The sequence below is a fragment of the Candidatus Thorarchaeota archaeon genome, from assembly GCA_013388835.1.
GTDB lineage: Archaea > Asgardarchaeota > Thorarchaeia > Thorarchaeales > Thorarchaeaceae > JACAEL01.
On record JACAEL010000018.1, the window covers coordinates 1 to 13457 of the forward strand.

Sequence of the window (13457 nt, forward strand, 5' to 3'; positions counted from 1 at the left end):
CCTCACCCTTTTCAAACCTGAGCCGGACGCCTTCGATGACACGACCCTGATAGACAAAGGGGATGTCGAAGTAGACCGTTCCCTCTACTGTGTCCTCAATCGGAGCCGTAAAGACCTCTCCGCTGGGCATGTTCTTCTTCCCGTCTGATGCAATCCAGACCCGCCCATCGGTGCGCGCATACAGGTCGGTCTCCGGACCAACAAACCTCACATCGCTGTGGCGTTCGAGGTGTTCCTTGACCAGGTAGAGGTTCTTCGACTCAGCAGCCCAATCAATCAGTGTGGCACCGTATACGAAGTCCTCGTACTCCTCAAGGCTCATGTTGGCCTGCTGGGCCAGTGCTCTACACGGGTGGACAGTCAAGACCCACCGCTTGGACAGCACGGTGTCTTGAATAGGCCTCTGGACTCTGCTTACCGCAATCAGACGCTTGGGGTCGACTGATGTGAGTGTTCTCGTGTTCATAGGTGCGCTCAGATTGATGATGACGTCAGCGGCCTTGTACATCTCGGCTACGTGCTTGGGAAAGACCTCTAAGGTCTCCGGGCTGGAATTCTCAAGCGTCGCCCTCTGTATTTCCTCGCTTTCGAACAGGGTCAGTACCTTTCCTCCTGCAAGGGAAACGTGTTTGGCCACAGCAATAGCCAGTGTGTGCGACTCAGGAGAGGCTCTGACAATCACCATGTCACCGGGCCTGACCTCAGCGCTCCACTTGACAAGTATCTCCGCATGTCTCTCAGTTCTGGGGTCCATTTCTACCAGCGCGGCAGCTGAGTGTTGCCTCATTTATGACTTCTCATTCTGGCCTGTAATGCGAGCTCCGAAGAAGAACCACGCCTGTCCATCTAGTTCAATCAACAATCTATGAACTCACGTGATGAGAATGGACTCTGTCGTGGAAGTCAAGGCCGGACTAGGCAGAGGTGCCAGCGTTACCGGACCCCGAGCAGTTCACACACCGAATACCACAGTAACATTCAGTTTCTCCGCTGCGGTGACAGGTCAGAATCACTCATGTGAGAGTCCTGAGAAGGGTTTGGCTTAATAGTACGATTGTATCCACGGCATTCAGTAGACATGGATCCTGCAGGACTAGTGGTCATTGGAATCTTCGTCGTCACACTCCTGATAATAATGACCGAACAAGTGAACGATACAGCTGCCTCACTTCTGGGGTTTGCGGCAGCAGCCACAGTGGTCTATGCCAGTGGAGGCGCAGACTTCGGAGCTCTCGCAAAGTCCATGGACTGGAGCGTCATAATGTTTGTTGTTGCCATGATGGTAATCGTGTCAGTTGTTGCGTCGTCGGGGCTATTCCAATACTTAGCCCTCATAATCGCAGTCAGGACTGCAGGAAACCCAAGACGCATCTTCGACTCCTTCATGGTTCTCGTCTTTGTCATCTCACTCTTCTTCGACCCGCTGCCCACAATGCTCATCGTAAGCACCTTCACTGTCGAGGTGTGCAACGCTATTGATGTCGACTTCCGCCCGTATCTCATGACGGAGGCGGTGATTGCGGGAATCGGGTCTTTTCCAACTCCAATCGGCTCGGTGTCAAACCTCGTTGTGGTGTATCTTGCTGACATAAACGCTGGCATCATGTTCTTGCTCCTCCTTCCTCTCGCGGTGCTGCTGACACTATTCACAGTCATGTACATGCGACGCAAGTACTCAGAGGTCATAAGCGACCAGAAGGAGAGGGACATCACGGACCTGCTTGGTGTCAATCCCCTATCTATGGTGAGGTCAAAGTCCGACTTCATTGCTTCATGCATTGCCATGTCGATTCTCATCTTGGGACTCATTGTGGCTCCTGAGCAAGCGTCAATGCTGGCGTTGCTTCTGGCCTCCGGGTTGCTCCTCACCTCAGGAAACCGAGCAAAGGATTTCCTGAGAACGCTCTCATGGGACAGCATATTCTTCCTAGTAGGAATGTTCGGAATAGTCCAAGCCTTGGATGCGACCGGTGTCATTGCTGACCTAGGCGCCGCCCTCGTGGGACTCTCAGAGGCGAACTATGTGGTTGCAATTCTTGTGATGATCTGGGTTCCCGGTGGCTTGATGGCCCCTATCGACGCGAAGGCAGTTGGTATCCTTGTCGCTCCTGCAGTGAAGGAACTCACGGCAATCAACCCTGTGATTCCAATCTCACTAGTTGCTGGCACCAACATGGGCGGCTACGTTGTACCATTCGGAGATGCGCCCAACACTGTTGTGGTCTCCATCGCAGAGAAACACTGCAAACCTCTCAGCTGGTCGGAGTTCAACAGAGCAGTCATCCCGATTGGTCTATTTCACCTAGCTGTCAGCACTGTCTACCTCTCACTGACAGCTCTTCTCTTCCCGTGAGCACCACCATAGCGAGCCAGTCGATGATAACATCAGTGAACCGGATGCTTCATAACAGGATGGGCCACGAAGCCTTCAACAGAGTGAGGGAACTGATGTTGATGCAGAGAATTACCGACATGAGTGAAGGAGTGATAGACTCGACAGGCTTCGCCCGACTGAGAGCATTGAAGTGCAGCGGTGCGCTCGCATTCGTATCTGATGCCATACGCCTCTGCGAACCTGAGAAAGTCTTCGTGGTGACCGACTCAAGCGAGGACCGTAGTCGTGTGAGGAGAGGGGCCATTGAGAGAGGAGAGGAGGAGGAGCTGGTCATGCCGGGCCATACTGTGCACTTCGATGGGTATTACGACCAGGGCCGCGACACCAACAGCACACGCTACCTAGTCCCCGAGCGGGAGCAGTTCGAGCCGTCCCTCAATCAGGTCGATCGCGAACAGGGTCTGTGCGAGGTCAGAGGTCTCCTGAGAGGTTCGATGAGAGGCCGCGAGATGATTGTTCGGTTCTTCTCTCTTGCACCACCAGACTCCCCATACTCGATAATGACAATGCAGATTACGGACTCATACTACGTTGCTCACAGCCTTGACCTGCTCTACAGACCGGCCTATGGAGAATTCTGCAGACCAGATATGGACAACAGCTTCTTCAAAGTGCTTCACTCAACAGGTCGACTCGAAAGGGGTGTGTCTGTCGATGTCGATAAGCGTCGTGTATACATCGACTATACCGACAATGCAGTGTATAGTGTCAACACGCAGTACGCAGGCAACACGGTGGGCCTGAAGAAGCTAGCATTCCGTCTTGCTATCCGAAAGGCAGACAGAGAAAACTGGCTTGCAGAGCACATGTTCATTATGGGTGTGCAGGGACCCGGAGGTCGAAAGACCTACTTCACAGGAGCATATCCTTCAGGGTGTGGAAAGACCAGCACATCGATGACTGTGGGCGAGACCATTGTGGGAGACGACCTTGCCTACATCAGAAGGTTCGGTCAGGAGGTGCGAACCGCAAACGTCGAGTGTGGCATATTCGGAATCATCAGAGGGGTCAGTGCAGTGGACGACCCAATCATATTCAGTTCTCTGACGACCCCCGGCGAGATCATATTCTCGAACGTCCTAGTCCATGATGGTGTGCCTTACTGGCTACAGGACGGACGCACTCCTCCCCTCACTGGCCGCAACTATGCAGGCGAGTGGCACGAAGGAATGATCGGACCGGACGGCGTTCCCGTGCCAATGGCTCACAGAAACGCTAGATACACCATGATGCTGAACCGATTGCCAAACCTTGATCCACTTGCCGATGACCCGATGGGGGTGCCGCTCAGTGGGATCATCTATGGCGGGAGGGACTCGGACACAAATGTGCCTGTCAGGGAGTCCTTCAGCTGGGAGCACGGCGTCATCTGCATTGGAGCAAGCCTGGAGTCAGAGTCCACCGCCGCGACGATAGGAAAGGAGGGCGTCATGCAGTTTCAGCCATTTGCGAACCGGGACTTCATCTCAATACCACTCGGTCGCTATGTGAAGAACCACCTGACATTCGCGAGGGGGCTGGAGCGACCACCCCGGGTATTTGGAGTGAACTACTTCCTCAAGGATGATAGGGGAGAATACCTCAACGAGAAGGACAACAAACGCGTGTGGCTTAAGTGGATGGAACTGAGAGTTCACGGAGATGTCGAAGCGCTCAGGTCCCCTGTTGGTTGGCTACCCAAGTACTCGGACTTGGAAAGGCTGTTCGGGTCGGTACTGAATCGGGAGTACTCGAAACAGAGCTACACAACACAGTTCACAATCAGGACGACCAAGCTTCTTGAGAAGATTCAGAGGATAGAGTCCATCTATCGCACTCAAGCAAGCGAGACGCCAGACTTGCTCTTCAGAGTATTGCAGGAGGAGCGAGAGAGGCTCGAGAGAGCAAGGGCAGAGCTGGGCGACAACATTCCACCCAGCGCATTTGTCTGACAGCGAACAAGGAGGCTAACGGGCCGCAGCAATGCACAGCGTACTAGACCGGCGGTGGTTCTCTGACAACTCTTACCAAGACCGAGTTGAAACCGGGCGTATGGCCAAATGCAGTGTGTCTGTCATCCGTCAACACATTGATGTTCCCGTCACTCATCCACCAGCCATCAGAGGACCAGATGACCCGAGGGTCTATGTCTTCGGTCAATACCAGCCTGACGCCGGTCAGACAGCCTCGCTTCGACTCGACCCGGACTCTGTCCCCTTCTGACAGTCCGAGCTTGCTGGCTGTATCGGGATGCATTCTTATGAAAGTACGTTGTGAACCGACCTGCGCCCTTGTCGGCATCCGCAAGGGCTCTTCCATGGCATCATACTTGCATGCGTCTAGGATGCACTGACGACATCCGACGCACTTTGAAGGGTCCCACCTGGGAATCAGCAGTCCAGTCATGCTCGGCGGCACCGTGAGCATGCGACGGTCCAGCGACACTGCGAGGAGTCTTACGGATTCAGCAAGAGCTTCCCGCATCACCCGATGGTCGTCATTGTGTATGTCATCGCTGCGTTGTATCTCAACTGCACTCGGAGATGACAGCGATATTGCCTCTTCTGGACACTCTCTTGCACATCTCTGACAAGTGGTGCAATGAACGAAGCTCTTCACACTACCACCGACCTCAAGTGTTGTGTATTGCGAGTGAAGCCGTTCTCTGAGGCGGCCGGATATCATTATGAGGGGATACTCTGCGTAAGTGTCGGGGGTGCTGACAGGACTCTCTGCAGGCTCCTCATAGAAGGGGAGTGGGTCATAGCCCATCCTTGCGAGTTGCTCCGAGTAGAGCTCCACCTTTCCCGATGGCGTGGAGAACCTGTGGTCGGCGAAAGGTATTGCAGGAGAGGAGGTTCGTATCCCCTCAGGGTGCGCCATGAGGCCTTCCAGAGTGATGTGTTGGCAGTCATGAGAACTCAGCGCCAGTCGAATCATTGCGAGCTCGTCTTCGCGAAAGAACTCGCCGAGTCCCAACCTTGTGGCTACTCCTCTCCAGATGTCGAGTTCGCTCATTGCCTCTCCAATGGGGTCGATGAGCTTGGGGGCATACTGGACGATGCGATGTAGCTCGCTGTGGACGAGATTGTGGTGCTCAAATATGAAGGTGGCAGGGAGGACAATGTCACATAGTCTTGCCGTGTCCGTCATCTCCAGATCGATGCAGACCTTGAATGGTATCCTCTGTAGTGCAGCCATCGTCTTGTGCGTGTTTGGCCACTGCGTGACGGGACTTGCCGCCTGGATGACAAGGACCTTCAGAGGGCTCTCAGGCTGACTCAGAATCAGATCGGGGAGATAAGTCGCCGATGGGACGATTGGTTTGACATGTGAATCTAGCATGTCGGACAGGGTTATGGCCGCCCCGTTGAATGGACTGAAGTCCGAAGACAGGTACTGGAACCCGCCCCCAGACACACCGATGTACCCACAGATTGCGAGAAGACTGTGAACTGCACGGGCGGCCCATGTCCCGTTCGTGTAATGGTTCATCCCTGCAGGCGCGGTCATTATCATTCCGGGGCCATGAGTGGCAAAGGTCACGGCTATTCGTTCAATCATGTCGGGCGAAACCCATGTAATCTCGCTCACTCGCTTCTTATCATACTCCGCAACTCGTTCGCAGTACTGCTCAAACCCTCGCACATGTTCCTCGACGAAGCTACGGTCGTATAGTTTCCTCCGTACTATCTCGTTGGCGATACCAAGAGCTAGTGCACCGTCTGTCCCCGGTCGGATGGTCGTGTACAGGTCGGCCATCTTGGCGTGCGGCGTCCGCCTCGGGTCGATGACTATCAGCTTTGCACCCCTGTCAATCGCCTCCCGTATGACCAGCTTCGAGTGAATGGATGACTCGAACTTGTTCGTCCCCCAGATCACTATGCACCGCGAGTTTGCCCAGTCAGACAGCTCATGTGGCGGAAACGGGCCTACATTGAAACGAGCACCCTCATATGCCCCTTCAAAACATATCTCCACAATGCCCGGAATCATCCGGCATCCGAAGACGTTAGCAAAGCGCGAAGCATAGCGAGGGGCCATACCATCGTTGCCGGACCCTGAGTACACTCCTACGGACTGGGGGCCGTACCTCTCTCGTGCTTCAGCCATTCTTGCCGCTATCTCATCCAGTGCCGCCTCCCAAGATACTCTGGCGAAGCTCCCATCCCGCATTCTTCTCAGGGGATGTGTGAGTCTGTCAGGGGAGTACGTTCGCAGCAGGTGACCGTATCCCTTCGGGCAACACCGTCCCAGAGTGTAGGGATGATTGGGGTCACCCTCCACTCGCACAACTCGACCATCCTCTAGTGTCACACGATAGGCGCAGATGTCCGGGCAGTTGAGCGCACAGGCAGAATACAGCACCCGACGAGTCATTACCTCTCACCTCGCATGTGCTATTCGAATAATCCTTCCTGTTGTGCAGGCACCCGCACTCTAGACGCAGGTCTCATGCAGTATTGACATGGGCCGCTTCCACACCAGCAGTCATGAAGTCCACCGATACTCAACTCACCCTTTCAGAACAACAGGCGATGTACATATCTGCACATCAATGTACGGCAGAAGACTTAAAAGTACATGAGTTGTGCAGCGCGACAACCAATCCCCAGGAGGAGAATACGTGAGCGTGCGTTCCAGCCAATGGGACTGGGCTCCGAGAGGAGCCGTTCAGAGAGCACGCCAGTAGTCTCAGCACTGGGTGTCTGCGCTGACTTCTGCGTACATGACTTCTCCAGTAGTGGTACTTGTCTCTCATGTACTAGCAGGCAGAGTACAGACACTCCAGAGGTAGGGGATGGCTTTTCACACAACAAGGTGGTTAGTGATGAACAGGTATCCCAGAATAATACTGAACCAAGATGAGATCCCAAAGAACTATGTCAACATACTCCCGACTCTCAGAGAGCCCCTGCCTCCGCCGCTTGACCCACGAACAAACGAGCCAGTCAAGCCGGAGGCGTTGCTTGCAATCTTCTCAGCGGAGTGCGTGCGTCAGGAGGTTGCGTCAGCAAAGACGATACCCATACCCGACGAGGTACTGGAGGCATATCTGAGATACGGTAGACCGACTCCTCTGCAGAGAGCCGTGGGGCTCGAGAGAGCCCTCAAGACACCTGCCCGGGTATACTTCAAGAGAGAAGACGTCTCACCGACAGGTAGCCACAAGCTCAACACAGCGCTGGCTCAGACATACTACGCACAGAGGGAGGGAGTCGAACGCCTCGCCACAGAGACCGGCGCGGGGCAATGGGGCAGTGCAGTGGCGCTGTCGTGCGCACACTTTGGTCTCAAGGCCATGGTGTACATGGTGAGCGTGAGTTACCGGCAGAAGCAGTACAGGGGAACGATGATGAGGGCGTACGGCGCCGATGTGGTTCCCAGTCCATCCGACAGGACAGAGTTTGGCAGGCGGCTACTGAAGGAGCGCCCAGATCACCCAGGCTCTCTCGGCATCGCGATAAGTGAGGCACTTGAAGACACACTCAACACACCGGGGACCAAGTACACTCTGGGATCTGTGCTCAATCACGTACTGCTGCACCAGACTGTGATTGGTCAGGAGGCCATAGCCCAGCTCAACTCGATAGACGAAACCCCTGACGCAGTGATAGGATGTGTTGGCGGAGGAAGCAACTTTGCGGGACTGGCGTATCCGTTCATGACAAAGAAGCAATATCGTGAGGTCGACTTTGTGGCTGTTGAACCGGAGGCATGTCCGTCCATGACAAGGGGCACATACGGTTACGACTTCGGAGACACTGCGGGAATGACACCCAAGCTGAAGATGTATAGTCTGGGAGCAGGGTTCACTCCGCCGGAGATCCACGCAGGTGGCCTCAGGTATCACGGACTGGCGCCGAGTCTGAGCGCCCTAGTTCACGACGGGCGAGTGAGACCACTTGCCTATGACCAGATAGGCGTTCTCGAAGCAGGAACGTTGTTTGCCAAGTCGGAAGGCATCATTCCAGCTCCTGAATCGGCCCATGCAATAAAGGCTGCAGTCGACATGGCATTGGAGGCCAAACGCAATGGCACCGAGTGCGTTCTTCTGTTCAACCTATCGGGACATGGGCACTTCGACATGGGAGCATACCGGGCACTCCACGATGGGACTCTGTCACCAGAGAAACAGGTCGAGATCGCGGCGGCACCCACACTACGCTAGGTCGTGACACACCACTGGCGGGAGGGGGAGGCCTTTCTAGAGGCAGCATGCCCGCTTGAGTCTGCGGCAGCATGCGCCGAGGTGCTAGGTGTTGTGAACGAGTTCAGTAGGTGCCATGCCCTGCCGCAGGGCAACCCCGTTGTGCGAGTGGCCAGATGAAGTCAGACCGTCTCATTCACCGTTCAGTTCAGGACAGTGGACCACAGTTGTCTTGTGCTGCAGCCCTAGCATCTCTCTCGAGGCAGACATGGCAATGGGACCATCCGAGACTGTGGTGTGTTCGCATAGACATAAATGCTGCCGAGCGTGTGCCTTCTGGATAATGCCAGACCCCAGGCCTACTGCGGCACCAACTAGCTGACTTGGGACTGGACTGACTTGAAACAGCCACTGCATGGTGCAGCAATATGAGCGAACAGACTCCTGAGATTGAGATTGTCGAATACACGGAGGACCTTGCGGAAGACCTAGCTGCAATGTATAACGCATGGGATGACCTCTGGCCCGGGGGGTACACGCACGGCGTTCCATTCACCGCGGAGAGAGTAAAGAAGCAGTTCGGTGCAATGAGCGCGATAGCCATCCTCGTGGCAGTCGACAGACAAACGGGGAAGCCTCTCGGTTCTTGCACAGTACATCAGCACATGCGAGACGAGGACGCAGTCTATGTCGGCACGCTTGGTGTGCGTCCCGAGGCACTAAACAAGAAGGTGGGAAAGAAGCTGCTCCTGCGGGCAATTCAGATCGCCAGTGCACGGAGTGCAACTAGAGTGGACCTGAATACATGGCCCGGCAATCTCAGGGCAGTGCCGCTGTACAAGAAGATGGGCATGATGTGGAACCCTCTCGAACAGGGTCTGCGCATGGAGACCTACATCCCATCCATTCTCTCACATCCGCTCACGCGTCCATTCTTTGACAGGCTTGAGTCACCCCACGCCTGGTACGACCTGCTTGAGCGCGAGATTGTACAAGGTCCTGACCGTCACACTGTGGATGGGATGGATGTGTATCCCTACTCTTTCCGACGTGGGGACGACACTCTATCCGTGACTGTTGACGTCTATTCCAGGGCCATTACCGGAGTCCGCAGAACAATCAGTGAAGAAACCGTCGCAATCGAGGCGAAGGTACACAGACACATCACTCTCTGCGGGATTCAGTCCCACTACTCCCTGAAACTGGAGAACTCGTCTTCGAGAGAGATGCAAGTCCATGTGAAGTTGACAGGTTTCCGAGGAATCAAGTTTCTTACACAACAGTCCACGAAGATGACGCTCAAACCAGGCCAGAGACACGAGTGGACCGTGCCGTTTGTGCTGAACAGCGACACAGAGACATACCGACTGGGAATCCGAACGCCATTCATCACTGCCAAGATTGTTGTAGATGGCCAGAAATGCGAACTGAAGACAGGTATGGTGATTCAGCCCCCTGCGGATGTCATGACGCCATATGGCCTTGTGAGAGTGGCCCCCGGAGGGAGTGTGGAAGTCCCCATTACTGTGCATAGCTCCGCGCCTCATGCAATGGAGGGGGTGCTCTCTGTAGGAACCAGCACAAGGCACATCACAGTCAAGCCAAGCTCGGTGGAGATCAGGACTCCATCTCAAGGATTCTCAGGTGCAACCATTCAGGTGTTGACAGACGCCTCGCTCAAACCTGGTGTGTATTACCTGCTTGTGAGTCTAGGACTCAAGGGTACTGGTCTCGACGGGCCCTTCAGTGTGAAGACACGCGAGTTCAGAGTACCTGTCTTTTGCCTCGTTGATGGCCGCGCATTGGTGACTGAGCAGAAGGAGACTCACAGACTCATCGTGGCGGCAGAGCGTTATGATGCGGTCGTCAGGGAAGAGGGCGCGGTGCTTGAGGTGAAGACACGCTATGGCACGATGGATAGTGTGTTTGGTCTGCAGTCAGAGATAGGACCGCCCTTTGGACTCCACCCATTCAGATTCGCACAGCGCAGGAGCTGGGTGGAATACGATGAAGAGGGGATGAATCTGGTCCTTGAAGCATCACACCCGGACAGGTCTCTTCATGTAGAGGACATCTTCGTCTTTGAACACAACTCGTCAGTAGTGAAGCACGAGGTCTGGGTCCAAAACACTGGCGACGGACCTCAACAAGTGGAGGTGCACATCAGAGCGCTGTCGGATGGAATCGGGCTGAGGAGCGGCGAGGTCTTCTTGCCGATGAGGGATGGCGTAGTCACCGGCAGTTCAAGCGACTTTCTCCACACGTACCCAAGCATCTCGTCTAGGCCACAAGACTGGACCGAGGGGTGGATTGCAGTTCAAGACGAGTCTGGTTGTTCTGGTCAGGTGTGGGACCTGTCTGCCGCCAAGGAAGTCCGACTCGGGCAGGGACAGCTGAACGCCTTGCACTTTGCAGAGACTCGGCTGGAGGCTGGACAGAAGCTATGTCTTGGCAGACTGTGGATGACGATCGGAGCAAAGGACTGGCAGGACATCAGACGTCTGTACAGGTCCAGAGTCCTCAGAACATACGACAGTGGGCTGGTCAGCACAGACGTGAGAAACACGGTAGCCGCAACACGCATCGAGTCGCGTCCATTCCTTGCGACAGGGGATGGACCGGTGACCATGTCAGTCAGGGTCGCCTCCTCGCTGTTGGCTCCCCAGTCGGGTCCTCTGTCATTCGAAGCACCTGCGGGATGGACCGTGGAAGTCACTAGACAAGATGGCACCTCTGCAGTTGGCGAGCATGTGAGGTTCGATGACTTCGTCTTGCAGGGAAGTGAAGAGGTCAAGCTCGTTCTGACTCCAAAGACCAAGCAGCATGGATTCCGCATTCACAGGGGAAGAGTGTCATTCAGGGTGGCCCCGGAGGTGGTGGAGGACATCGTCATTGTCCAGCTGGCAGACATGCGTGACAAGGTCACAGTGAAGGAGTCCACTGAGAGCGGGAGCAGAGTCTTCACAGTCTCCAATGGTGCTCTGCAGTTCAAGGTGTCACCTGACTTCGGTGGCTGTCTGTACTCACTGAAGAACGCCAGTGGCACAGAGCTGCTACAGTCAAGCTTTCCCACACCAACCCCCAAGCCGGGAGGCTTCATGGAGAACTACTTCGGTGGCATTCAACCCATTCTCACTGACGATGCCCAAGGAGAGGTCTTCACCAGGGCTGAGACCAACAAGGAGGAGATCACAGTCCAGCCGTGTCGTGACGGACCATGGACCGGAGTTGAGGCGCTCTGGTCCGGCAGGATTCAGAAGTCCATGCTGGGGCTAGAGTTCACGCTCAGGTACCTCACTCTGCCGGGTTCGCCACTGCTCCTTGTCACATTCGCCGCGAAGAACAATACCCATGCGCCCCGGAGAGTCCAGAGAGTCCTTGCAATCGACCCGGGTTTCAATGGTTCCACTGAAGGCATCGTGATAAGGACAAGTCTTGCCGACGGGTTCCGTGACCTGTGGCCCGGTCCGGCACCCCATCTGCTCATGCCAAGGAAGCACGCATTGTGGCTACGCATGGGAGAATTGAGAGAGAACGCTCAGGGACTCGCTCTGATAAACGACCAGCAGAAAGCTTCTCTGTTCTCTCTAACGGCAGAGGGGTGGTGCTTCGTCGCACAATACGAGGTCGCGGTCAATCTCCTCCCGGGTACCACAGACGTGGCGAGAACCTGTCTTCTCTTGGACCCGAAGTCTGATAGCGACATCATGGACGTCAAGAGAGTCATCAGCCAGATGTGTAGTGGATAGTCGCTCTTGGCTGGCTGCAAGAAGCGGCCAGAGATGCATGTCATGAAGCCCACGGCATCATTGGTCGGACCGTTTCCTTAGAAAGGGGAAGGCGACATGAACGAGCATGTCCGAGTCTGGGAAGTCATCGGATGAGATATTCCTGCCAGCAATGGAACCAAAGCGATCTGCAAACATGTCTGCGAAGGTCTTGACAGACTTTGCTATTACCATTGTGACGCGCTCTACAACGACGGCGACAGTGAAGCCCAATTCGACCCTCTCCTCAACGACGACGGTCCTCTCGCCAGTGACAACCCTGTTGACACCCCTGTGGACGCCCGACTCCTTCATGACTATTGAGATTGCAGTCAGCGCTGATGCGAAGAGGCCCGGATCTGTGTCTTCCTCGGTGGGGCCATAGTGGTAAGCACTAATTCCAGATGACGCAATCACCCAGATACCAAACAGCCGAACTGGGATTCTGTAGCAGTACTCCATGTCACTGGCCAGCGACAATGCCACAATCAGAAGCAGCCCAACACGAATCAGATCAAGAGCAGTCTCTAGTGGGAACCCGGGGATGACCTCGGTTCCCAAGTAGGATGACAAGTCGCCGAGAAGGAACGAGAGCAAGTAGGCAATGGATATCAACACCATGGTTGTGCCAATGACAATGCTGCGCCTCTCGGGAATCCTGCGGTATGCACCCAAGAAGACGGAAGAGTTATAGAAGAACACGATTGCAGAGAAACAGGCGAAACCGCCATTCCATGCGAGAACTGCAAGATTGCCAATAGGTGAAGGACTTGCCAGGCTGGCGAATCCCGAGATGGAGCTAGCCACTCCAATTCCAGTCAGGAAGGCAACCACTCGCCAATCAGGAGACTCGCTCCTGAGGCTCATGAAGAACAGCGCCACCATAGAGAACACGACAATCCACAGTGGGATTGCTATCCGGTCGATGAGCTCGGGACCTAACGATAAGGGGTCGACCTCAGGACCAGCAAGCATAGTGCTCGCTATGCCTGTCAGAGCGCCCATGAACAGTCCTTCCTTCAAGAAGTAGACCTTGCGGCCGGTCCGCTTCTCCTGTACTATGAAGATCAGTGTCAGGAGTGAGAAGCCGACAATCAGGCCCAACCCATTGACCAAGACTCCAAGATTGACGGTCATCTGGACATCTCTCCCGGTCTACCGAAAT

General features: G+C 55.0%; 7 protein-coding genes. 4 read left to right on the top strand and 3 right to left on the bottom strand.

The features are described 5' to 3' along the window. On the bottom strand, positions 1-754 hold a 754-nt coding region (locus tag HXY34_03560; protein ID NWF95197.1), incomplete at its 3' end, for an aminopeptidase. Between the two features lie 324 nt (positions 755-1078). Here HXY34_03560 and HXY34_03565 point away from each other — a divergent pair. Both HXY34_03565 and HXY34_03570 read left to right on the top strand, forming a co-directional pair. Next, complete coding sequence (locus HXY34_03565; protein ID NWF95198.1) at positions 1079-2353, top strand: hypothetical protein; 1275 nt, start codon at positions 1079-1081, stop codon at positions 2351-2353. A 101-nt stretch (positions 2354-2454) separates the two neighbouring features. Further along, entirely contained in the window at positions 2455-4326 is a 1872-nt protein-coding gene (locus HXY34_03570) for a phosphoenolpyruvate carboxykinase (GTP) (GenBank protein NWF95199.1), read from the top strand. Between the two features lie 43 nt (positions 4327-4369). Here HXY34_03570 and HXY34_03575 read toward each other — a convergent pair whose 3' ends face one another. Beyond that, positions 4370-6754, bottom strand: coding sequence for a molybdopterin-dependent oxidoreductase (locus HXY34_03575; protein NWF95200.1), 2385 nt, complete (start codon positions 6752-6754; stop codon positions 4370-4372). A gap of 451 nt (positions 6755-7205) precedes the next feature. Between HXY34_03575 and HXY34_03580 the strand changes: the two genes are divergently transcribed. Further along, positions 7206-8546, top strand: coding sequence for a TrpB-like pyridoxal phosphate-dependent enzyme (locus HXY34_03580; GenBank protein NWF95201.1), 1341 nt, complete (start codon positions 7206-7208; stop codon positions 8544-8546). Between the two features lie 407 nt (positions 8547-8953). Continuing rightward, on the top strand, positions 8954-12274 hold the full coding sequence (locus tag HXY34_03585; protein NWF95202.1) for a GNAT family N-acetyltransferase: 3321 nt from the start codon (positions 8954-8956) through the stop codon (positions 12272-12274). 57 nt (positions 12275-12331) lie between these two features. On the opposite strand, the gene HXY34_03590 is transcribed toward HXY34_03585, so the two are convergent. Next, positions 12332-13429, bottom strand: coding sequence for a hypothetical protein (locus HXY34_03590; GenBank protein ID NWF95203.1), 1098 nt, complete (start codon positions 13427-13429; stop codon positions 12332-12334). Between the last annotated feature and the right edge of the window lie 28 nt (positions 13430-13457).